Origin of the sequence: Isoptericola variabilis (assembly GCF_050311655.1) — a bacterium.
Lineage (GTDB): Bacteria > Actinomycetota > Actinomycetes > Actinomycetales > Cellulomonadaceae > Isoptericola > Isoptericola variabilis.
Window position 1 is genome coordinate 142,184 of sequence record NZ_JBNOZM010000004.1, and the last position, 22,890, is coordinate 165,073.

Sequence of the window (22,890 nt, forward strand, 5' to 3'; positions counted from 1 at the left end):
GCGGTGCGAGCTAGAGGTCGAGGACGACCTCGCGACGCACGTCGCGGTCGGGCTCGAGCACGAAGAACCGCGACACGACGGCGTGGTAGAGGCGCAGCTCGGCGGGCGCGACGACGCGGTCGACGGTCCAGGGGCCCAGGCCCTCGGCGCGCGAGCGGCGGTCGAAGATCGCGAGGCAGCGGTCGCGGTCCGCGTCCGGCACCTCGCCCGCGGTGGCCTCGGCGTACACGGCGCGCGGGCGGCCGTCGACGGGCACCGGCGTCTCGAAGACCACGATGCCGACGGCCGAGCGCGACGCCACGTTGGCCGAGTGCCGCGTGCCGAGGCGGGAGACCCACACGAGCTCCCGGCCCTCGCGCGCGAACCAGACCGGTGCGGGCCACGGGTTCCCGTCCGCGTCCGCGGTGGCCAGGACCAGGTATCGGCCGTCGTCGAGGACCTGCCGCGCGAGCGCGGCGTCGTCCGTCGTGCTGCCGGAGCGGGTCGTCATCGCGGGCCTCCTGGCGTCGTGGCGGTGGTGTGCTCCGCCCTGTGTACACCAGGGCCTCGAAGCCGGCACCTGCCGGCGGCCCTTGCGGCCGACCGTCCCGTCCGCCACTATGAACATGTCATATGTCTGATCATTGGGGATCTCACATGCATGCTGGCAGGACGTTCAGGGGACTGGCCGCGGTGGCCGCGGCCGCCGCGATGGCGGCGACGACGACCGGAGGTGCGGTCGCGGCGCCGCTCGCCTCGGCGGCGGGCCGGGGGCCCGTCGTCTACGTCGCGCCGGACGGCGACGACGCCGCGGCGGGGACGAAGGACGCGCCGCTGCGCACGATCGAGGCCGGGCGCGACGCGCTCGCCGGCCGCACCAGCGAGGCCCGGCCGGGCAGGGTCGAGATCCGTGGCGGCGAGTACGTGCTCGACGACGCGATCGACCTCGAGGGCGCCGCGAATTCCTGGGTCACGTACGAGGCGTACGGCGACGAGGACGTCCGCATCACCGGGGCGCACGAGCTGCCGGCGGACGGTTGGCAGCGGCTTTCCGACCTCACCACCGACGAGCTCGCCGACCCGGCGCTGTCGTCGAACGCCCGCCTCGACACACCGGAGCTGCGCGACGGCGTGTGGGTCTACGACCTGGGGGCCGCCGGCGTCGACCCGGGCACCCTCTACAAGAACGGGTTCAACTGGCTGCCGCAGCCGTTCGCCCCCGAGCTCGTGGTGGACGGCGAGACCCAGACGCTCGCCGAGTACCCGAACGGCGACGGGTGCACCGGCGCCGACGACGCGTGCTACCTGTACGGCAACGGGGCGAAGTGGAAGGTCGACGGGCAGGGCGACCTGACCCAGCCGGACCTGGTGGACCGGTTCGGCGAGGAGAACGACTGGGCGACCAGCGGCACGACGCCGCGGGCACAGTTCGAGGACAAGAAGCAGCAGCTCGACGACCCGGCCCAGCGTGACACCTGGTCGCAGGACGAGATGCGGGCGATGACGCCGCCGCTGTACGAGGTGGGCGGGCGCCTGCTCGACGGCGACCGCTACCAGCGGTGGGCGCCCGAGGCCGTGCCGACGATCGAGGACCGCGGCACGCGCGGGTTCGGGGAGTACTCCGACGTCCCGGTCCAGGCGGACCCGGCGTGGATCGACGGCATCGACAACACCCGCTACGAGACCGAGGGCTGGCTGTCGGGCTACCTCGGCAACAACTACGCGAACGACATGGTGCGGATGCTGTCGTGGAGCGGCACCACGATGTACGCGAAGTACCCGTCGATGTACTGGCCGCGCGACGACTACACGAAGGTCAAGGCGGTGAACGTGCTGTCCGAGCTGGACGCCGAGGGGGAGTACTACATCGACCGCTACGACGACAACGACGTCCTGTACTTCAAGCCCGCGGGCGACGCCGTCGACGGCAAGCAGATCACCCTGCGCGCCTTCGACGACAACCTGTTCCGCCTCGAGGGCACGACCGGCGTCACGATCCGCGGGCTGAGCCTGTCCGACTCGCTGGTCAGCGGCGTCCAGCTGCTCGACGCCGAGAAGACGCTGATCGACGGTGTGGAGGTCTCCAACGTCAGCATGGACGCCGTCCGGATCGGCGAGACCACGGAGTCGATCACCGCGCTGCCCGACTACGAGACCGTGCGCGGCGGTCACGACAACGTGGTGCGGAACTCGTACCTCCACGACCTGGGCGGGGGCGGCGTGCTGCTCGGCGGCGGCGACCGTCGCACCCTCGAGCGCGGGAACAATGTGGCCCGGAACAACGAGATCGCCCGCTTCTCCCAGCTCGCGACGTACACGCCGGCGGGGTACCTCTACGGGGTCGGGAACTCGTTCGAGAAGAACGACGTCCACGACGCCCCGCACATGGCCGTGCAGATCATGGGCAACGACATGAAGGTCAATGGCAACTACTTCGCCGACCTCGTGACGAACGCCGGCGACCAGGGCGTGGTGTACACCGGGCGCGACTACACGTACCTGGGAAACGAGGTGGCGTACAACCTCTTCGAGCGGATCGGCGGCTCGAACGACGCCTTCTACATGGACGACGGCGTCTCCGGCATGCGGTTCCACCACAACGTGGTGAAGGACGCGCACTCCGGCGTGTTCTTCCAGTCCGGGCACAGCAACACGGCTACGGACAACGTGTTCGTCGACGTCGACCGCACCGGGCACGACCAGCTGTACCACCGCAACGGCGAGCGCGGGCTGCCCGTCGCGAACGGCTGGGTGGTGCAGAGCCGCTTCAACGCGTTCCTCGACGTGCGCGAGGGGGAGAAGTACAGCGCCACCCCGGAGAACGTCGCCCGCTGGCACGCCCACTACACGGACGGGAAGGCGCGGTACTCCGACGGCACGAAGATCCTGTTCCCCGAGATCGACGACTGGTACGTACCCCGCGTCACCGCGACCGGCGTGGACTGCCGGGCGGCGGACTACGGCGTCGCCGAGGGCTGCGACCGCGCGACCGTCTGGGAGGACCCGGACTCGCTGTACGTGCCGGCGCGCAACGTCCTCGACCGGTCAGTGATCATCGGGGGCGGCGAGTACGAGTTCGGGCAGAGCTCGTTCGCCGACCCCGACGCCACCTACCGCCTGGACACGTGGAGCGACCGGATCAACACGAACCTCAGCAAGCCCGGTTCGGTCGAGGCCGCGGGTCTCGACCTGGCGACGCTGAAGTTCTCGCCGCGCGGCGAGGTGGCGCAGACGCTCGGCCGCGACTGGGTCGCGACCTGGAACCGGCTCGTCACGCTCGACGGCGTCGGGCGCCCGGGTCAGGATGTCAGGGAGGCGAGCACGTCGCGGTAGTGGCAGTTCTCCATGACTCCGAGCACGTTGCCGAACGGGTCGACCACGGCCGCGGTGACGAACCCGGGGCCGCGTTCGATCGGCTCTTGGTAGGCGACGGCGCCGAGCTCGAGCAGCCGTGTGAAGGTGCCGCGGACGTCGTCGACCGCCCAGTAGGCGACGGCGCCCGCGGCGCCGTCGGGCTGCGGGGGAGCGAAGAGCCGGTCCATGATCCCCAGCTCGTGCTGGTAGTCGCCGATGCGGAACTCCGCGTAGGCGAGCGCCCCGCCGGCCTCGCGGGCGAAGTAGGCGTCGGTGCCCAGCACCTCGGCGTACCAGTCGCGGGCGGCGGCGACGTCGTCGGCCAGGTAGGTGATGGTGGTCAGTCCGCGCAGCATGTCGGCTCCCGGTGCTCGGTGTGTGGGTCGGTGGGACAGTCGGTGCGATCGAGGCCTGCTGACCTCGTGAGCACCACTCTTCCGTCCAAAGTGCTCACCTGCTGATCACTTTGGTGGCAGTCTCGGAGCATGCGCGCCGACCGCCTCATCCAGGTGCTGCTGCACCTGCAGTCCCGCCCCCGCGTGACGGCGGCCGAGCTCGCCGACGCGCTCGAGGTCTCGGTGGCGACCGCCCGCCGGGACCTCGAGGCGCTGTCGGCCGCGGGCGTGCCCGTGTACCCGCAGGCGGGCCGCGGCGGCGGGTGGTCGCTGCTCGGCGGCTCGCGCACGGACCTCAGCGGCCTCACGGCGCCCGAGGCGCGGGCCCTGTTCCTGCTCGCCGGGCCGGGCGCGTCGTCGTCCGACCACGCCCGGGCGGCGCTGCGCAAGCTCGTGCGTGCGCTGCCCACCACCTTCCGGGCCGAGGCGGAGGCGGCCGCCGCGGCCGTGGTCGTGGACCGGGAGGGCTGGAGCGCCGCGGGGCGCGCCCGTCCGCCGGAGGTGGACGCGCTGCAGCGCGCCGTCGTCGAGCGACGCCGCGTGCGGATCGACTACACCGGCGCGACCGGGCGGTCCTCGCGCCGCGTCCTCGATCCGTGGGGTCTCGTCGACAAGGACGGCGCCTGGTACCTGATCGCCGGCACGGAGCGCGGACCGCGCACCTTCCGCGTCGACCGCATCGGTGCGCTGGACGTCACCGACGAGCCCGCCGTCGTGCCCGACAACGTCGACCTGCGGGCCGAGTGGGACCGCGTCGTCGGCGAGGTCGAGGTGAAACGGTCCGCGACGTGGGCCACCGTGCGGGTGGCGCCCGAGCACGTCCGCGTGCTGCGCGACCAGTTCGGGCGGCACACGGTCGTCGTCGACGACGGTGACCCCGCGGGCGGACCCGAAGGTCGCTCGACGGTGCGCGTCGCCGCGCCCACGCCGCTCGACGTCGCGCGGCACCTGGCCGGCTGGGGCGCCCAGGCGGACGTCGTCGGCCCGCCGGAGGTGCGGGCGGAGCTCGCCCGCCTCGGGGCGGAGCTGGTGGCGGCGCACGGCAGGACGACGGCCGGTGCCCGGCCGTGACGGGTGGCCACGACCGGGCTCCGGGGCGCTACGGCGTCACAGGCAGACGTGCGAGCTGCCCTCCCGCACGGTGGTGCGCAGGGTGGTGCCGGGTCGCGGCGTCACCTCCAGGCGCGCGGTCCCGGTGGCGTTGACGTCGAAGCACGCGCCGTCGCGGGTGAGTGCGAAGTCGCGTACGACGACGCGCCCGCCGGTCGACCGGAACACGGTCCGCCCGTCCCGCTCCAGCGCGGTGGCGCTCCGGCTCACCGTCGCGGCCCAGGTGTGCCCGCCCACGCGCACGTCGTCCACGGTGTTGCGGCCGGGCAGGGCGTGCGAGCCGAAGGTGACCGATCCGGGCCGCCCCCAGGCGTCCTCGGCGACGAGCTCGTGCACCGCCATCAGAGGCATCACGTTGGACCACGTGTAGTAGCGCCACGCGCTGTCCACCGCCGAGGCGTTGACGACCTGGCCGGGCTCGGGGTCGAAGTACTCGGGGAAGAACCCGTTCTCGTCCCAGCTGTCCAGGTACATGCTGGTGCTCTTCGTCGCCAGCTCGCCGGCGGCCTCGTCGAGCCCGTACCGCTTGAGGCCGTCGTAGACGGTGGCGTTCATCGGCGGCCAGACGGCGCCGCGCCACTGCTCGCAGGTGTTCTCCTCGCCCCAGCCCACGTAGTACGTGTACTGCGGGGACGACGTCGCGGAGACGTCGCCGTTGGCACAGTACTCCGCGTCGTCGCGGCTGATGCTCGGGATCGCGTACTCGCCCCAGAACTGCTCCGGGTCGAGCAGGTTCTCCTGGACGGTCCGCTCCGCGCGCTCGGGCGTGGCCAGACCCCCGAACAGCGGGTAGAAGATCGTCGGCGTGACGACGTTCCCCCAGGTGCCGTCGAGGTTGCGGTCGAGGTACATGCCGCGCTCGTCGTCCCAGAGGGTGTCGTTCGCGGCCTCCTTGGTGCGAGCCAGGACGGCGGCGAACCGGCGGGCGTCCTCGGGGCGGTCCAGCGCGGTGGCCAGCTCGGTCAGAGAGTCGGCCATCAGCGCGTAGTAGGAGGTCAGCGCGACGTCGGTGAGGTCGGTGTTGTCGCGCTCGTCGCCGCTGCCGCCCTCCTTGGCGATGCGGTCGGCGGCGAGGTAGACGGGCAGGTCGTCGAGGCCGAGGTGGTTGCCCACCTTGCTGGGGTCGCCGTCGTAGGGCGCCTCGAGCAGGCCGTCGTCGTTCACGTCCCACTCGGGCAGCTTGTCGAAGAAATCCACGAGCGCGGGGTACGCCTGCTCCACGAGGTCGCGGTCGCCCGTGGCGTCGTAGATCCGCTTGACTGCGTAGGCGTGCATCGGGCCGGCGTGCAGCTGGTCGTAGCGCGGCCCTCCCGAGGCGAACAGCACGCGCTCGTGCTGGCGGGCCAGGTCCGGGTCGACGGTGAGCGCGGTGATCGCGTCCCACGCGGAGTCCCAGCCGGTGAAGATCGAGTCGTTCTCCGACCCGCCACGGCCCCAGCCCCACACGAGGAAGCTCTGCCGCGACTGCTCATCGTAGTTCGCGTTGAGCGCCATGGCGCTGCGCATCGCGGTCGCCGCCCGCCCAGCCGGCCCGCTGCCGCTGAGCGTGCCGTCGTCGGCCTCCGCCCGGGCCCGCGCGAGGGTGCGGAGGATGCTGCCGTCCGTGGCACGGGTCGCCGGGGGCTCGTCCGCCACGCTCGTGGTGAACGTGACCGTCTCGCCCTCCTCGAGGTCGTACCGCAGCGCGGCCGCGGCGTCGCCGGCGGCGCCCTCCTCGCCCTCCATCGCGGCGACCAGGTCGTCCTCGGACGCGTAGGCCGCGGCGTCGTCGGGCGCCTGTGTCGGGAGCAGGGCGAAGTGCCCGACCTCCGCGGGGTCGTCGAGGCCGGCGCCGGTGGCGCGGACGCCGCCGTCGGCGACCTCGTAGGAGTTCTCCTCGTCCCACGGCGGCGCGGCCTCGAGGAAGACGGTCGCGTCGGCGTCGCGCGCGGTGACCGACCCGACGAGGGTGTTCGGCGCCGTCCGCGCGAACCGCAGGACGATCGTCTGCTTGTCGCGCTGCGTCTGGTCGTAGCGCGCCTGCAGGGTGGGCAGCTGCTCGCGGGCATCCGTCACCTGCTGCTCGGACCACTCGTCAGGGTGGGCGAGGATCTCGCGCAGCCCGCCCAGGCGGTCGGGGGTGATCGTGCGGTCGTCGCTGCTGATCTCCACCTCGTAGTAGGAACCGTCGACCGTCACGGGGCCGACGTGGGCGACGTTGTTCAGCAGGCCCTGGTTCTCCCGGACGAGCTTCCCGGCGGCGGTGAGCAGGTCGACGCGGAGGGCGAAGCGGCTCTCGCCCTCGCCGACGAGCAGCGCGCCGTTGTCGTCCCGCTCGACGTACCCGGGCAGGGCGAAGGGGCGCTGGAGCCCGACGTCGGCGTCGGGGGGTCCGTCTGCGCCGGTCGCGCCCCCGGCGGGGACGGCGGCGGTCGCGAGCAGCGCGGCCGCAGCGCCGAGGACGACGGGCGCGCGGAGCAGGGCTCGGGTGGGAGGGCGGTCGGTCATGGCTGCTCCTGGTCAGTGGGCGCTCACATGCGGGGCAAAGTGTGCGGCCGTGCCCGCCGCGAGGTGGGCACGGCCGCGGTGGGGTCAGTCGACGGGGTACGGGAAGTCGTCGGTGACGCCGATCTGGTCGTACTGCATCTGGGAGGCGTCGAAGCCGTCTTCCCAGTTGCCGTTGGTGACCTCGTTGCACTGGTAGGACTGGTAGGACTGGTCGGTGGTCTTGCCGATCTCGATGTTGGAGAACGTGAAGCCGCAGCCGCCTGCGTCCATGTGGATGCCGCGGGTGCCGCTGTCGGGCATGGCGCCGGCGGGGTCGGGGATGACGTCGCCGATGACCATCTGGTCGACGGTGTTCTGGATCGGGTGCGGCTCCTGGTTCTCGACGCCGTAGGTGTAGAAGGCGCCCATGTCGCCGGAGTCGAGGCCGACCTCGTCGATGCGGATGTACTTGAAGGTGTTGTTGTCGGTGTACTGGTCGCCGTCGACAACCTCGGGCCGGGACTCGAGGCTGATGCCGTAGCGGGCCGAGTGCTTGACGTTGACGTGCTCCACGACGTTGTCGCCGGTGTCCATGAGCTCGATGCCGGCGGCGTCACCCGGGACCAGCTCGCCCACGTGGTCGATGTACAGGTTGCGGAAGGTGTGGCCGTGGGAGAGGTCGCCCTCACCGGGCCAGCCGCCCTCGACCTTGACGCCGTCGGCGCCCAGGTTCTGCAGGAGCGAGTTCTCGACCGTGAGGCCGTCGTTGGCGAACAGGGCGTAGACGCCCGTGAACCCGGTGTCGCGGATGTGCATGCCGGTGAGAGTGATGTTGCTCGTGTTCTCGATCGTGATGGCGCCGAAGCGGTTGCGGGGCATCTCGATCTGCCGGTCGTACTGGGGGTACTTGTGGGGGTCGCCGGAGTCGCCCGCACTGACCCAGCCCGCGCGGTACCAGTCGACGAAGTCGGAGTACTGCACGCCGATCCCGTCGAACGTGATGTCATGCGCCCGCTTCTCGGCGTCGGCGCCCTTGACGTCGATGACGCGGTCCACGGTGGGCTTCATGATCGTGACGTCGGCGATGTCGCCGCGCGGCTTGTAGTACAAGTCGCCGGAGTCGCGGTCGATGTAGTACTCGCCGGCCTTGTCCAGGAGCGGCAGCGCGTTCTGGATGAAGTAGCGGGAGCCGCTGCGCGAGTTCATGAGCGCGTACCGCGGCCAGTACTTGAAGGTCGTGAAGTTCTTGCGGTAGTCGGCGCCGCCGATCGGGATGGTGTCGGTGAACCAGCTCCAGGAGCCGCCCGACCACACGGTGAGCTGGGCGTCCTTCAGCGGGTTGCTCTCCGGGGTGTCGTCCCAGGCGGGGTCCCAGTCGCCCTCCTTCCAGTAGAGCCACTCGCGGACGCCCTCCTTCTCCGGCTCGCCCAGCACGGAGAAGAGGTAGGGCGCCTGGGTGTCCTCCGACGTCCGGTTGGGGTGCCGGGCGAGCTCCGAGCGCTCGCCGTCCTCGAACAGCGTGTAGAACTGGTCGCCCGGGTCCACCTGGGTCTTGTAGATGCCGTCCTGGTAGGGCTCCCAGCCGGTCACGGGCTCGGCGCCGACCAGGTTGGCCTTGCCCGGGCCGTCGGCCGACCGGTAGATCACCTGGTGACCGCGGCTGCCCGAGTCCTTCTCGGTGAACTCGATCGTGTCGGTGACGGGGTAGTCGCCCGCGGCGAGGTTGACGGTGATGTCGCACCGCATCTTGGTGGCGTGGTTGAGCCCCAGGTCCTGGATGTGCTGGCGGGCCTTGTCGACGGTGGCCCACGGGTGCGCCTCGGTGCCGTCGCCCGCGGCGTCGTCGCCGTCGGGGGCGACGAAGAACTGCGGGCACTCGTCGATCCCTGCGGTGAGCGCCGCGCGGGGGTCGAAGGCCGTGGCCCCGATCCCGGCGGCGGCGACCGCGCTGAGCGCGACGACCGCGGCCGTGCCTGTCCTGATCCATCGTCTGGACATCGGTGTCCTCTTCTCGTGATTGGTGCGGGTGTGTGGCTGGTGGATGGGTGGCTCAGGCCGTCGGCTGCACGACGTAGGTGGCGCCGCGGCGCGTCTCGAACACGGCGAGGCCCTCCTCGGGGCGCTCGACGGCGACGGCGCCGTCCGGCCCGACGACGCGCACGGGCCCGTGGGTGCGCAGACGGACGGTGCGGCCGAGAAGCGAGCGCAGGCGCGCGTTCTCGAGCCGGCCCGCGGACCACGTCATCGTGATCTCGAACCCCCCGCGGGTGCGCAGGCCGCGCACGCGGCCCTCGGGCCAGGCCTCGGGGAGGCACGGCAGCAGCCAGACCTCGCCGGAATGGGACTGCAGGAGCATCTCGTTGATCGCCGACGTGCCGCCGAAGTTGCCGTCGATCTGGAACGGCGGGTGCAGGTCGAACAGGTTGGGCGCCGTCCGGCCGGGGGAGAGCAGCTGCGTGAGGTGCGCGTACGCGCCGTCGCGCTGCAGGAGGCGGGCGCGGATGTTCATCTTCCAGGCCAGGGACCAGCCGGCGGTCACGGCCGGGCCGCGCAGCTCGAGCGAGCGGTCCGCCGCGGCCGCGAGCTCCGGCGTCCGGCGCGGCGTGATCTGGTCGCTCGGGAAGACGCCCCACAGGTGGGAGACGTGGCGGCTGGTCTCGGTGGCCGCGTCCTCCCAGTCCACCAGCCACTCCTGGAGCTGGCCGAGGTAGCCGACCTGGTTCGGGGGCAGCTTGTCGCGCGCGGCGAGGGCGGCCACGGCGGTCTCGCGGTCGAGGCCGAGCTCCCGGGAGGCCTTGTCGAACGCGGTGAACAGATCCCGCAGGATCTGGCAGTCCATCGTCGGTCCGGCGCAGAGGCTGACGCCCTCGTCGTCGTCCTCGTGGTGCTTCAGCTCAGGGGAGTGGGACGGGCTCGTGACCAGGTAGCCGGTCGCGTCGTCGACGACGAGCGTGTCGAGGAAGAACTCGACCGCGCCGCGGAGCACCGGGAAGTACTCCCGCAGGGTGTCGAGGTCCCCCGTGTACTCGTAGTGCTCCCAGAAGAGCAGCGAGAGCCACGCGCCGCCGGTGGGCCACACCCCGTAGAAGGCGTGGTCGACGGGGGCGGTCCCGCGCCACAGGTCGGTGTTGTGGTGGGCCACCCAGCCCCGGGCGCCCCACATCTTCTGCGCCGTCCGCGCTCCCGACTCCGCGAGCTCCTCGATCATCGCGAACAGGGGCCGCCAGCACTCCGCGAGGTTCGACGGGCCGGCGGGCCAGTAGTTCATCTCGCAGTTGATGTTGAGCGTGTACTTCGACTGCCAGGCGGGCAGCATCTCCGCGTTCCAGAGCCCCTGCAGGTTGGCCGGCTGGCCCGGCGTCCGTGAGCTCGAGATCAGCAGGTAGCGGCCGAACTGGTAGTACAGCGCGGCGAGCTGCGGGTCGCCGCCGACGCGGAACGCCGCCACCCGCTCGTCGGTCGGCAGGTCCGCCGACGCCGAGGTGCCGAGGTCCAGGTCGACCCGCCCGAACAGCTCCTGGTGGTCGCGCACGTGCGCGCGGCGCAGCACGCCGAAGCCCTGGTTGCTCGCTCGCTCGAGGGGCGGCCCCGCCTGCTCGAGGGGGTCGCCGCCCACGTCGAGATAGCTGCGGTGGCTGGTGCCGATCGTGACGAGCAGCGTGACGGCGTCGGCGCCGCGGACCCGCAGCGATGACTCGTTGCACACCACGGAGCCGCCCTCGGCGACGGCGCGCGCCAGGACGACGAACCGCACCTCGCCCTCGAGCCCTTCGGCGTCCCCGGACCGGCCCTCGAGGGCGAGCGTCCGACCGTCGTGCGCCAGGGTCGTCGTCTCCTGGAGCGAGGAGAACGACGCGTCGACCGATACGGCGCCCGGGGTGTCCGCGCGCAGCCGCACGACGATCGCCTGGTCGGCGTGGCTGACGAACACCTCCCGCGTGTGCCGCACGCCGTCGGCGACGAACGTCGTGGTGGACACGGCGGTGGTGAGGTCGAGCGACCGGCGGTACTCCGCGACGTCGTCGGTCAGGCCCGGGAACGCCAGGTGCAGGTCGCCGACGGGCTGGTACTGCATCTGCTCGGTGGGGCGGCCCATGAAGCGCGCGTCGGCGAGCCGCTGGGCGTCGGCCCAGCGCTCCTCGGTCAGCAGCCGCCGGATCTCGGGGAGTGCCTCGGCGCCCGCGGGGTCGGCGTAGTCGTGCGGGCCGCCGGCCCAGACCGTGTCCTCGTTGAGCATCAGGGTCTCGGCGGCGACGCCGCCGAAGACCATGGCGCCGAGCCGGCCGTTGCCGACCGCGAGCGCCTCCAGCCACGCGGCCGCGGGCCGGTCGTACCAGAGCTCCAGGGGGTTGGGCCCGGCGTCGTCCGTGGCCGTGTCCATGGTGGCGGCCTCGGCCGTGCCGGCGCGGGCTCCGCCGGCCAGCACGACCGCTCCGGCCGCCGCGGCGCCGGTCGATCTCAGCAGGTCTCGTCGGGTGAACGAGGTCATCGCATCCACATCCCTCTCGTCGTCCGTCTCGTCGTCGAGGCCACGAAAGGTCGAACGGCTGCCCGTGCGGTCGGGCGTCGTCGCCTTCGGTACCGGAACTGCAGGGTGTCGCTGGGGTACTGCCGCGGATGGTGGAGGCCAGGGCAGCCCTGCCCCGCCGTCCTCGCGTCCCGACGTGCTCAGGGACGCGGTGCCACGATGGATCGAATGTAGTACATCACATGTAGTACAAGTCAACCGATCGAGAAAGGGCCCGGCGCTCCGAGCGGCAGCGGTGGCGTCCGGAGGGCCGGGCCTCGGGCCGTGCTATTCCTGGGGGCGGCGGCGCGCCCAGGACGACGTGATGTGGTCGCGCATCGCGGCCTCGGCACCGTCCGCGTCGCCGGCGACGAGGGCTTCGAGGATCCGGGTGTGACCCTCGTGCGTGGAGCGGACGTCGTCGACGCTGGGGCTGCCGCTGTACTGCGGCGAGTGCAGCGCCTTGCCCTGGACGCTGGAGACGATCGCGCGGCCGAACGCGTCGCGCGAGGCGCGGTGGATCAGCTCGTGGAACTCGAGGTCGACGCGCGCGTACGCGGTCGGATCATCGATCAGGTCCGCGAGCTCGTCGAGCTTGCCCGCGAGCGCGGCGCGCTGCTCGGCGTCGAGCAGGCCCGCCGCGCGCCGCGCCATCGCGCACTCCAGGGTGGTGCGGATCTCGATGAGGTTGTCGAGGTAGACGAGCCGGTCCTCGCGCTGGAAGAGCGCGTCCAGGACCAGTGGGTCGAGCAGGCTCCACTGGTCCTGGTCGAGCACGATCGTGCCCCACCCCTGGCGCGACGCGACGAGGCCCTTCTCCACGAGGGCGGTGGTGGCCTCGCGGATCACGGTGCGGCTGACCTCGTACTGCTCGCAGAGGGCGCCCGCTGGGGGGAGCGCGCTGCCCGGGGGATACTCGCCGACGACGATCGCCGTGACGAGGCTCTTCACCACCGCGGCGGCGAGCGGCGGGCGGTGTCGCTGGGGGCGGGGCACCGCTCCGGCGGTCGAGGGCGTCGTTGTCATGTCGTCCGGGCTCCGTTCTGCGTCGCGGCCTGCGCTGACGGCCACCCCGAGCGTAGCGGAGGGTTGCACACTCATCACTCGTATCATAAGTTATGAGTCAGCCGACTGGCTCGACGAGGCGCTGGCACCCCGCCGCTGCACCTCCCACGGCCCGGCCTCGAGACTCGCGCCGACGGCGGCGCGCGCGGAGTAGGAGCAGCGGATGCGCATCACGGGATACCGGACCCTCACCACCGTCCACCGATGGGGGCGGCCGGTGGGCGACGTCAACGGCGTCGTCGCGGACGGGGTGACCGAGGTGCCGGTCGTGCTCCTCGAGACGGACGCCGGCGTCACCGGTGTCGGGCTCGGGGCGAGCGGTGACCTCGACCTCGTCTTCGGCGCCCTCGAGGGGCAGGACCCGCGCGCGGTGACCGCGCTCTACGACCGGATGCTCGCGTTCGTCTTCAAGTCCGGTCACGCCGGCAGCACGTTCGGCACGATCGGCGCCTTCGACATGGCGCTCTGGGACCTCAAGGCCAAGCTCGCGGACGAGCCGCTGTGGCGCGCCCTCGGCGCGGCCGACCGCTTCGTGCCCGGCTACGCGTCCGGGCTGGAGTACGCGCTGCCCGACGACGCGCTCGTCGAGCTCTACGAGCCCTGGGCCGAGCGCGGCTTCACCGGCGCCAAGGTCAAGGGCGGCCTGGACGTCGACCGCGACGTCAAGCGCCTCGCGATCGTCCGCGACGTCCTGCGCGAGAACACCGACCACCCCGACCTCATGTACGACGTGAACGAGGCGTGGGGCCGCCACCAGGCGGTCCGGTTCGCCCGCCGGGTGGAGGACCAGGTCGACATCATGTGGATCGAGGAGCCGGTGCGCCGGTGGGACGTCGCGGGGCACCGGGCCGTCGCCTCGGAGCTGCGCGCCGCCGTCGCCACGGGGGAGAACCTCACCGGCCTGGAGCAGTACGGGCCGCTCCTCGACCGCGACGCCGTGGGCGTCGTGCAGGCGGGCAGCGTCTGGGGCATCACCCACTTCCTGCGGGTCTCCGTGCTGGCGCTCGGGCGGGACCTGCCCGTCAGCCCCGTGGGCTACAACGCCAACCCCGTCGCGCACGCGTCCGCCGCCGTGCCCAACCACCTGGTCACCGAGGTGCAGGACCTGACGTGGCCCGTAGGGCTCCGCGTGGACCAGGAGATCCAGGACGGCGGGATCGTGCTGGGCGACGCGCCCGGACTCGGCATCGAGGTCGACGAGGAGCTCATCGCCACCAATCGCGAGTCCGGCACCTGGGCCGTGCCGTCGGGCCCCCACGTGCGACCCGTCGACGCCGGCCTGCGCCTCGCGCGCCGCCGCGCGGGTGAGCAGACGTGAGCGCCTCCCCGCGGGCGGCGGGCCGGCTCCGCGCCGTCCTGGCCTTCGACCCGCCCGGGCTCGTGGAGCGGATCTTCGGGGCGGATGGCCTCGAGCGCCTGGGCGCCGTCGTCGACCTCGACCCGGAGGTGATCGTCGAGGACGCGTCGGAGGCCGCGCGCGACAGGCTCGCCGCGGCCGAGCTGCTGGTCGCCGGCTGGGGCGCGCCGCGCTTGCCGACGGATCTCCTGCCGCGGCTGCGTGCCATCGCCTACGCGGGAGGCGTCGCGCGCGCGTGCCTCGCCGACCCGGCGGCACTCGCGGCGCGCGGGGTGACGGCGTCGAACGCCCGGGCCGCCAACGCCGTACCGGTCGCCGAGTATGCGCTGGCGATGATCCTGCTCGCGAACAAGAAGGCGCACGCCGCCGAGCGGGCCTACCGCGAGCGCCGTGCGGCCCCGGGCGCCGAGCGGTTGCTCACCGGCACGGGCAACTACCGCCGCACCGTCGGGATAGTCGGGGCCTCGCAGGTGGGACGCCGCGTCGTCGAGCTGCTGTGGCCGTTCGACCTCGACGTGCTGCTGTACTCCCCGGAGCTGTCGCCGGGCCCGGTGCCCGGCCTGCCTGGTGCCCGCGCCGTCGGTCTCGACGAGGTCGCGGCACGCAGCGACGTCCTGTCGCTGCACCAACCGCTCACCCCCGGGACGGCGGGGCAGATCGACGCCCGGGTGCTCGGCCTGATGCCCGACGGTGCCACGCTGATCAACACCGCTCGCGGCGGCGTGGTCGACGGCGACGCGCTGCTCGCCGAGCTGCGCACGGGCCGGATCGACGCGGTGCTCGACGTCACCGACCCCGAGCCGCCCCCGGAGAACAGCGAGCTGTGGAGCCTGCCGAACGTGGTGCTCACCCCGCACCTCGCCGGTTCCACGGGGACCGAGCTGCGCCGGATCGGCGACTCGGTCGTGGCGGAGGTCGAGCGGTTCGCCCGTGGGCTGCCGTTCGCACACCCGGAGGAGCTGGTGGCGTCATGACGGCGGTGCGCGAGGATGCCACCCGCAGCAACGAGGCAGGAGGACGCATGGCCGCAGGGCAGGCAGGACCCGACGTCGCGGCGCTCGCGCGCTGGATGCGCACGTGGGTGGGCGACGAGGGGCAGATCCGCGGGTTCCACAACCACAGCGTGTGGGGCACCAACCCGGCGACGTTCGTCGACTTCACCAGCGGCCACCAGGCGTTCTCCGCCCCGGCCACCGCGGCGTTCGGCGAGGTCCTCGCGAGGTACCCCGACGACCGCGGGCTCGACCTCTGGCGCCGGATGATGCTGTTCCAGGCGCGGACGGTGCAGGACGACGGGCAGTTCCGCCACATCGGGTTCCAGGTGGGGGAGTCGGCCACCGCGGGCCTGATCCACAACATGGTGGGCTGCCTCGGCCTGTTGGAGGGGTTGCGGCACGCCGGGCACCTGCTGCCCGGCGAGGAGCGGGCCGAGGTGCTCGCGGCCGTCCGGCGCGACCTCGACGCGTGCCGCGTCTACGGCGGCGGCCGGCCGACCCCCGACGGCACCGTGAACCAGGAGTACGCGCGCGTCTGGGCGAAGCTGCGGTACGAGGAGCTGAGCGGCGACGACGTGTACGCCGCCGAGCTCGAGGACGACCTCGACGCGCTGGTGCGCCTCAGCCACGTGCGCGGCGTGCCCGACGACGGGTCGGTGGGCGTCTTCCGCCAGCCGACCGACCGTGAGGGCGGCGGCATCCTCGAGCCCGCCGAGTACTACGGGCTCATGGTGGTGCCGCTCGTGCTGGGCGCGCGCCGGTTCGGCCGGCCGGACCTCCTCGACGAGGCGGTCGCGATCTGCCGGCACGTCGCGCGGTCCGCGTGGACCGATGACGCAGGGTGCACGCGTTTCCATCGCTACTGGTACGTGCAGGGCGGTACGCGCCTGCTCTCGACCACGCCGATGCTCGTCGCGGGCATGGGGCTGAGCCTGTACGGCATCGAGGAGGTGCTCGCCGACGTCGACGTGCCCGAGCTGGGCGAGTTCCGCGACGCGTGCCTGCGCACCTACGCGCACTACCAGTCGCCCGCCGGCCCCTTCGTGTCGGCCACGGGCTGGCACCACGAGGCCGACGTCGCGCCGAGCACGGCGTGGCACGCGCACGACCTGCTCTTCCTGGCCCGCCACGCGCTGGCCCGGGGCGACGTCGACGCGTCGTTCTGGGACGAGGTGTTCGCGGATCGCGACCGGCAGGCGGTGATCGTCTCCGACCGGGCGTTCTGGGCCGAGGACGGCGTGCACTGGTGCATCCTCAGCCCGTACACGGCCGGGGACCTCAGCATATTCGGGCGCAAGGACCGCGACACGTTCGCGCGCTCCTTCTTCGCCTGGACGGACAAGGAGCCGCTGCCGGCGGAGCTCGAGTACCCCGACGCGCCGGCGTTCTTCGTCGCGGACGAGGGGATCTTCCGGATCGACGACTCGGACCGGCCCACGGACGTGACCGCGGTCGGCCCCGTCCCGTTCCGAGGTCGGCTCGACTAGGGACTGGTGGCGCGCCACCTCTCACATGTAGCATGTATGACAAGTGGCCTCGTGCTCGAGGTCCACGCACCCACCCAGGGAGACAACGATGTCAGCAAGGTTTCGGCGCGGGGCGATCGGCGCCTCCGCGCTCGGGCTCGTACCCGTCCTCGCCCTCACGGCCTGTAGCTCCGACGACGGCGGCGGCAGCTCGGGCGGCGGCGACCAGGTGCGGATGCTCGTGAACATCACCGACAACCTCACGCAGGCGAAGTGGGACGAGCTCGTCGCCCCCTTCGAGGAGGAGACGGGGATCGACGTCAAGATCGAGGGGCCGAGCGGCCAGTCGGTCGCCGAGACGTTCCCGACGCAGCTCGCGGCGGGCACGGCGCCCGACGTCATCCAGTCGATCTTCCCCACCGAGGACACGGCGCCCGAGATCCTCGACCTGTCGGACTACGACTGGGCGCAGGGCACCCCGATGGCCGACCTGTACTCCACGGACGGCGCCATCAACGTGGTGGGCGTGGGCATGCAGGCGCAGTCGCTGCTCTTCTACAACAAGGACCTCTTCGAGAAGGCCGGCATCAGCGAGCCCCCCGCCACGTGGGAGGAGATGGACGCCGCCCTGAAGGCCCTGCAGGACGAGGGCGTGAAGAAGCCGATCGGGTTCGCGTCCGAGTGGGCCACCGGCGTCCAGGTGCAGGAGATCTGGCACCCGCAGCAGAACCTCACCACCCCGGGGTGGCAGCAGGCCGTGGCCGGCGGGTCCTCGACCCTCGGCGACCAGTTCCAGCCGATGTTCGAGCACGTGGCCGACTGGATCGACGCCGGCTACACCACGGCCGACGACGTGGCCACGGACAGCGGCACCCAGGAGGCTAACTTCATCGCCGGCGACGTCGGGATCTACCCCATGGGCTCCTGGTTCACCACGACGCTCGCCGGGTCGCCGCCCGAGTTCGAGGTCGGGATCTTCGCGCCACCGGTCGACGACGCCGCCGACCAGCCCGCGCCGATGGGCGCCACGATGGCGTTCCCGTACATGGTCTGGAACGGGACGCAGGCGAAGGACGCCGCCACGCAGCTGGTGGAGTACCTCGTGACGGACGAGGACGCGATCGCCGCCCAGGCAGAGATGGACAACTTCAACCGCGAGGGCCTGGACACGAGCGCGAACCCGTACGCGGGCCAGGTCCAGGAGCTGCTCGACGCGGCGCCGTCGTTCGTCGTGCCCGGCAACCAGACGGTGGGCGACTTCGCCCTCCCGGTCGCCGGGTTCAACGAGAAGTTCACCGAGGTCGCGCAGGGGCTGTGGCAGGGCACGTTGCCCGCGGACGCCGCCGGCCAGCTCACGGCGTGGTACGACGCGGAGGCAGCGGGCTGACATGGCTCGAGCGAGGACGGCACGCGTGCTGGGAAGACGGGGCGCGCTGGGCCGGGGCCTGATGACGGTCCCGGCGGCGCTGATCTACATCGGCCTCATGGTGGTGCCGGTCGGGTACGCCGTCTACTACTCGTTCACCGAGTACAACGGCATCCCGAGCCAGACGCCGGAGTGGGTCGGGCTGAAGAACTACACGCGGATCTTCACCGACCCGACGGGCGACATGCACTCGTCGCTCTGGGTCACCGGGATCATCGCGGTGGTGGGGGCGTTCGCCGTCAACGCGATCGCGCTGGGGCTGGCGCTGCTGCTGCGGCGGACCACGCCGTTCACCGCGTTCGCGCGGGCCGTGATGTTCTACCCGCACGTGCTGTCCGCGCTCATCGTGGGCTTCCTGTGGCAGGCGATCCTCGGCCCGCAGGGCGCCGTGAACAACCTGCTCACCGGGTCCGGCCGGTCGGCCCTGCCGTTCCTATCGGACCCGGGCTGGGCGCTCGCGACGATGATCGCCGTCATCGTGTGGGCCCAGCTCGGCGTCCAGCTCGTGCTGTACCTCGCGGGCCTGCAGGCCGTGCCGGCGGACCTCCAGGAGGCGGCGACGCTCGACGGCGCCGGCCGCGTGCAGGTGTTCCAGCACGTCACGTGGCCGGCGCTCGCGCCCACCGTGACGGTGACGATCGTGACGTCGGTGCTGTCGCTGCTCAAGGTCTACGAGGTGGTGCTCGGCCTGACCAACGGCGGCCCCGGGGACGCCACGCAGACCTGGGCCTACGAGATCCTCGCCGTGTCCTTCGCCAACAACAAGGTGGGCCTGGCGTGCGCGCAGGCGATGCTGCTCATCGTCGTCGCCGGGATCCTGTCGTTCACGATCATCGCGCTGCGCAGGCGCGCCGAAGAGGGAGCGGAGGCGCTGTCATGAGCCTGACCGCCAGCCGGTCGGCGCGGTCGCGCACGACCCTGCGGAACGTGGCCGTCGCCGTCCTGTCGCTCGCGATGCTGGTGCCGCTGTACATCGTCGTCGTCAACGCGTTCAAGCCGCAGCAGGAGATCCTGCTGTCGCCGCTCGGGTTCGACCCGGCCACGGCCACGACCCAGTTCCTGCAGGACGCGTGGACCAACCCCAACTTCCCGGTGGTCTCGGGCTACGCGGTGACGCTGTTCCTCGTGGTGGCGTGCAACGTCGTCGCGATCGGGGCGTCCATCCCGACGGCCTACGTCATCGCCCGCACGCCTACGGTGCTGTTCCGGTTCCTGCTGATGTTCTTCGTCGCGGGCATGTTCATCCCGGCGCAGATCATCCTGGTGCCCGCGATCTTCGTGCTGAAGGCGCTGCACCTCATGGGGACGCTGCCGGGCCTGGTGCTCTTCATGTCGTCGACGATGATCCCGTTCACCCTGTTCATCTTCACCGGGTACATCCGCATGCTGCCGAGGTCCCTCGACGAGGCGGCGGCCATCGACGGCGCGAGCCAGCAGCGCGTGCTGTGGCGGATCGTGTTCCCGCTCATGAAGCCGATCGTCGCGACGGCGTTCATCCTCAACGCGCTGAGCGCGTGGAACGACTTCGTCAGCCCGCAGCTCATCCTCGGGCCCGGGTCGTCGTTCCGGACCATCACCACCGGCGTGTACGCGGCCGTGTCCTCGTACACCACCAACTACGAGATCGTCTTCCCCACCCTGCTGCTGGCGGTGGTGCCGATCCTGCTCATCTTCGTCGTCATGCAGCGGCACGTCATGAGCGGCCTGTCCGCCGGCGCGGTCAAGGGCTGACCCGAGCACCCCACCCGTCCCTCACCCTCCAGGAGGACCGCATGACAATCGACTTCACCGACCCGGCGCAGGTCGCCCGGGCGATCCAGTACACCAACGTGAACCCCGACCTCACGCGCGACGGCGTGACGAAGCACCTGGAGACGTGCGCGGCGTACGGCTTCGACGCCGCGATGATCGCGCCCTACTGGGTGCCGCTGGCGAAGGACGTGCTTGCGGGCACCGGCGTCAAGGTCGCCTCGACGCTGAACTTCCCGATGGCGAACGACACCCCCGAGATGCGGCTCGCGGCGCTGCGGGCGCTCGTCGCCACGGGGGTGGACGAGTTCGACTTCCCGCCGCACCCGGGCCTGCTGCTCGGCGGCGACGAGGACCTCTACGCCCGCGACATCGAGGACGTCGTCCGGCTCGCGCACGCCGAGGGCGTGGCCGTGAAGGTGATGCTCGAGTTCGGCTTCCTGCCCACCGACGACCTCAAGGTCCGCGCCACGCGGATCGCGTACGAGGCCGGCGTCGACTGGGTGAAGCAGTCCTCGGGCTGGGGCAAGGGCGGCCTGGAGGCCACCGAGCACGACGTCCGCCTGCTCGCCGAGAACGTCGAGCCGCCCTGCCGGGTGAAGGTCTCCGGCAAGGTCAACTCGCTGGAGAAGATGCAGCGCCTGTTCGAGGCGGGCGCCGAGCTGGTGGGCACCAGCTCCGGCCCGGCGATCGTCGACGGTCTCGTCGGCGACCCGGACGCCTACTGACCGGACCGGACGCGCGGCAGACCGCACGACGAAGCGACACGAAGGGGAGCGATGAGGCTCACGGTGGTGGGGAGCTACGCCAAGGCTCTCGTGATGACGGTCGACCGGCTGCCCGAGGCGGGGGAGACCCTGCTCGGGCGCGAGTACCGCGAGACGTACGGCGGCAAGGGCTCCGACATGGCCGTCCAGGCCGCCCGGCTCGGCGCCGACGTCGTGTACGTCGGGGCGGTGGGCGACGACGCGCACGGCGCGGAGTTCCGCGCCCTCATGGCAGCAGAGGGGGTCGACGACTCGCGCGTGACGGTCGACCCGACCGCGCCGACGGGCGTCGGGTTCATCGTCAAGGACACCGCCGGGCGCAACCTCATCGTCGTGGACAAGGGCGCCAACGACCGGCTCCTGCCGGAGGTCCTGGACCGCTCGGCCGACGCGCTGCGCGGGGCGGACGTCGTCCTCGCCCAGCTCGAGATCCCGCTGGGCTCCGCGCTGCACGCGCTCGCCGCCGCGCGGGAGGCCGGCGTCACGACCGTGCTCAACCCGGCGCCCGCCGTCGACCTGCGCGGGGCGGACCTCTCGGCCGTGGACGTGCTGACGCCGAACGAGCACGAGGCCCGGGTCGCGCTGGGCCTGTCGCCCGGCGACCCCGCGCCCGTCGAGGAGCTCGCCCGGCGGCTGCTCGCGCTCGGGCCGCGCTCCGTCGTCGTCACGCGCGGCGAGGACGGGGCGCTCGTGGCCGACCCCGCGGGCGCGACGCCGGTGGCGACCGCGGCGGTCGACGTCGTCGACTCCAACGGGGCGGGCGACAGCTTCAACGCGGCGCTCGCCGTCGCGCTCGGGGAGGGGCGCGACCTGCGGGACGCGGCCGCATTCGCCGGCGTCGTGGCGGCGCTCTGCTGCGAGCACTGGGAGACGGTGCCGTCCTACCGGACGCGCGCCGAGGTCGAGGACTTCCTCGCCACCACGAGAGCCACGACGAAGGAGAGAGCATGAGAAGCGGACGGGTCCTGCACCCCGGGCTGGCCGGGGCGCTCGCGACGCTGGGGCACACCGACGTCGTGCTGGTGACCGACGCCGGGTTCCCCATCCCGCGGGACGCGCACCGCGTCGACCTCGCGCTGACGCGCGGGCACCTCGACGTGCAGACGATCCTGCGGGTGCTGCTGGAGGAGATCTTCGTCGAGGAGGTGCACATGGCCGGCGAGGTGCGGACGCACCACCCTCGCCTCTATGGCGACGTGCAGGACCTCTTCACCGGTTCGGGCGCCACGTTCCGCGGCACCACCCACGGGGACCTCATCGAGCACTGGGCGCCGCGGGCCAAGGTCGTGGTGCGCTCCGGGTCGTTCGAACCGTGGGCGAACTTCGCGCTCGTCGCGTCGACCGCGCCGTTCGAGTGGTTCGCCGACGACGACGTGACGATCCTGCCGGAGTACGTCGAGCGGCGGCGGCTGATCGCCGAGGGCGTGCGACCCGAGCTCGGGTAGCACGCCCCCGGCGTCGACCGGAGTCAGGCGTCCGCGAGCGCCGCCAGCCAGTCGGACCAGTAGGCCTTCCAGGCCTCCGCCGCGGCGGCGGAACCGAGCCGCTCGTGCGTCACTGTGAGCCGCAGCCGGGTACCGGCCGGGTCCAGCGAGAACATCGCGACGCCGTGCTCGCCGTCGTCGTCGGACACCCCGAACCGCGGGCTCTTCACGCCCGGCCGCGACCGCGGCGCGAGGGTGAGGCCGGGCACGAGGTCGGCGCGGGCGGCGTCGTCGTCGAGCAGGGCGCGCAGCTCCGCCGGGTCGACGTCGAACAGCCGCGAGCGGCTCACCGAGAACGTGCCGTCCGGCCGCTGGCCGGGCACGCGCAGGCCGGTGATCCGCTCGTAGCCGACCGTGACGGACTGCGCCCACCAGCCGGGCACGCCGTGCTCGCCCGCGACCCAGGCGGCGATGGCGGTGTGGCCGGCGTCGCGGCCGGGCCCTGCGTCGACGAGCGTGACCCACTCGTCCCAGCCGTGGCCGGTGTTCTCGCGGATCGCCTCCTCGGAGACGTCGGGCTCCGAGACCCAGGCGCCCGGCGCGCCGGGCTGGGTGGTGGCTCCGGCGAGGAGGGTGCGGCGCGCGGCGCCGTACTTCTCGCCGGTGGCGGCCATGCGCGCGCGGACGCGCTTCTTGAACGACTCCTGCGTGGTCATGAGGACTCCTGCGTGCTCGCTCGGTGCGCCACCCGCGGCTCGCGCCCGCCGGCAGGCACCGGTGAACACGGTGTCCTGACCGCGTCGAGCACTCGAGGTCCCCTCTGCCCCCAC

Annotated in this window: 18 protein-coding genes; 11 read left to right on the forward strand and 7 right to left on the reverse strand. The window is 72.3% G+C overall.

The window, feature by feature from the left end:
* Positions 1 to 10: 10 nt before the first annotated feature.
* Entirely contained in the window at positions 11 to 490 is a 480-nt protein-coding gene (locus ACQP60_RS10470) for a pyridoxamine 5'-phosphate oxidase family protein (protein ID WP_429731804.1), read from the reverse strand.
* Positions 491 to 636: 146 nt separating this feature from the next.
* Between ACQP60_RS10470 and ACQP60_RS10475 the strand changes: the two genes are divergently transcribed.
* Positions 637 to 3,312 (forward strand): right-handed parallel beta-helix repeat-containing protein, encoded by a 2,676-nt coding sequence (locus ACQP60_RS10475; RefSeq protein ID WP_429731807.1) that lies wholly within the window; start codon positions 637 to 639, stop codon positions 3,310 to 3,312.
* Here ACQP60_RS10475 and ACQP60_RS10480 read toward each other — a convergent pair.
* A complete protein-coding gene (locus tag ACQP60_RS10480) occupies positions 3,279 to 3,689 on the reverse strand; it encodes a VOC family protein (RefSeq protein ID WP_429731810.1) in 411 nt (136 codons plus the stop codon). The two genes, ACQP60_RS10475 and ACQP60_RS10480, sit on opposite strands and share 34 nt — an antisense overlap.
* A gap of 129 nt (positions 3,690 to 3,818) precedes the next feature.
* On the opposite strand from ACQP60_RS10480, the gene ACQP60_RS10485 reads away from it, so the two are divergent.
* Positions 3,819 to 4,799 (forward strand): helix-turn-helix transcriptional regulator, encoded by a 981-nt coding sequence (locus ACQP60_RS10485; RefSeq protein WP_429731813.1) that lies wholly within the window; start codon positions 3,819 to 3,821, stop codon positions 4,797 to 4,799.
* 36 nt (positions 4,800 to 4,835) lie between these two features.
* Here ACQP60_RS10485 and ACQP60_RS10490 read toward each other — a convergent pair whose 3' ends face one another.
* From ACQP60_RS10490 to ACQP60_RS10505, 4 genes are all read right to left on the reverse strand, one after another.
* The gene (locus tag ACQP60_RS10490; protein WP_429731816.1) at positions 4,836 to 7,325 is read right to left on the reverse strand and encodes an amylo-alpha-1,6-glucosidase; all 2,490 of its coding nucleotides are present in this window, start codon (positions 7,323 to 7,325) and stop codon (positions 4,836 to 4,838) included.
* Between the two features lie 84 nt (positions 7,326 to 7,409).
* Entirely contained in the window at positions 7,410 to 9,302 is a 1,893-nt protein-coding gene (locus tag ACQP60_RS10495) for a right-handed parallel beta-helix repeat-containing protein (RefSeq protein WP_429731818.1), read from the reverse strand.
* A gap of 52 nt (positions 9,303 to 9,354) precedes the next feature.
* Positions 9,355 to 11,793 carry a glycoside hydrolase family 95 protein gene (locus tag ACQP60_RS10500; protein WP_429731821.1) on the reverse strand — a complete coding sequence of 813 codons (2,439 nt, stop codon included), beginning with the start codon at positions 11,791 to 11,793 and terminating at the stop codon, positions 9,355 to 9,357.
* 306 nt (positions 11,794 to 12,099) lie between these two features.
* On the reverse strand, positions 12,100 to 12,837 hold the full coding sequence (locus ACQP60_RS10505) for a FadR/GntR family transcriptional regulator (protein WP_429731824.1): 738 nt from the start codon (positions 12,835 to 12,837) through the stop codon (positions 12,100 to 12,102).
* Between the two features lie 202 nt (positions 12,838 to 13,039).
* Between ACQP60_RS10505 and ACQP60_RS10510 the strand changes: the two genes are divergently transcribed.
* From ACQP60_RS10510 to ACQP60_RS10550, 9 genes are all read left to right on the forward strand, one after another.
* Positions 13,040 to 14,194, forward strand: a complete 1,155-nt coding sequence (locus tag ACQP60_RS10510; RefSeq protein ID WP_429731827.1) for a mandelate racemase/muconate lactonizing enzyme family protein — start codon at positions 13,040 to 13,042, stop codon at positions 14,192 to 14,194.
* A complete protein-coding gene (locus ACQP60_RS10515; protein ID WP_429731830.1) occupies positions 14,191 to 15,207 on the forward strand; it encodes a hydroxyacid dehydrogenase in 1,017 nt (338 codons plus the stop codon). Before ACQP60_RS10510 ends, ACQP60_RS10515 begins: the two co-directional genes overlap by 4 nt.
* 47 nt (positions 15,208 to 15,254) lie before the next feature.
* The gene (locus ACQP60_RS10520; protein WP_429731833.1) at positions 15,255 to 16,715 is read left to right on the forward strand and encodes a hypothetical protein; all 1,461 of its coding nucleotides are present in this window, start codon (positions 15,255 to 15,257) and stop codon (positions 16,713 to 16,715) included.
* A gap of 88 nt (positions 16,716 to 16,803) precedes the next feature.
* Positions 16,804 to 18,081 carry an ABC transporter substrate-binding protein gene (locus tag ACQP60_RS10525; protein WP_429731836.1) on the forward strand — a complete coding sequence of 426 codons (1,278 nt, stop codon included), beginning with the start codon at positions 16,804 to 16,806 and terminating at the stop codon, positions 18,079 to 18,081.
* A 25-nt stretch (positions 18,082 to 18,106) separates the two neighbouring features.
* Positions 18,107 to 19,000 carry a carbohydrate ABC transporter permease gene (locus tag ACQP60_RS10530; protein ID WP_429731838.1) on the forward strand — a complete coding sequence of 298 codons (894 nt, stop codon included), beginning with the start codon at positions 18,107 to 18,109 and terminating at the stop codon, positions 18,998 to 19,000.
* Complete coding sequence (locus ACQP60_RS10535; protein WP_429731841.1) at positions 18,997 to 19,851, forward strand: carbohydrate ABC transporter permease; 855 nt, start codon at positions 18,997 to 18,999, stop codon at positions 19,849 to 19,851. Before ACQP60_RS10530 ends, ACQP60_RS10535 begins: the two co-directional genes overlap by 4 nt.
* Before the next feature lie 41 nt (positions 19,852 to 19,892).
* Positions 19,893 to 20,597 carry a deoxyribose-phosphate aldolase gene (gene deoC / locus ACQP60_RS10540; RefSeq protein ID WP_429731844.1) on the forward strand — a complete coding sequence of 235 codons (705 nt, stop codon included), beginning with the start codon at positions 19,893 to 19,895 and terminating at the stop codon, positions 20,595 to 20,597.
* Positions 20,598 to 20,648: 51 nt separating this feature from the next.
* The gene (locus ACQP60_RS10545) at positions 20,649 to 21,587 is read left to right on the forward strand and encodes a ribokinase (RefSeq protein ID WP_429731847.1); all 939 of its coding nucleotides are present in this window, start codon (positions 20,649 to 20,651) and stop codon (positions 21,585 to 21,587) included.
* Complete coding sequence (locus ACQP60_RS10550) at positions 21,584 to 22,081, forward strand: RbsD/FucU domain-containing protein (protein ID WP_429731850.1); 498 nt, start codon at positions 21,584 to 21,586, stop codon at positions 22,079 to 22,081. Before ACQP60_RS10545 ends, ACQP60_RS10550 begins: the two co-directional genes overlap by 4 nt.
* 23 nt (positions 22,082 to 22,104) lie before the next feature.
* Here ACQP60_RS10550 and ACQP60_RS10555 read toward each other — a convergent pair whose 3' ends face one another.
* Positions 22,105 to 22,776, reverse strand: coding sequence for a DUF4287 domain-containing protein (locus ACQP60_RS10555; RefSeq protein WP_429731853.1), 672 nt, complete (start codon positions 22,774 to 22,776; stop codon positions 22,105 to 22,107).
* Positions 22,777 to 22,890 lie beyond the last annotated feature (114 nt).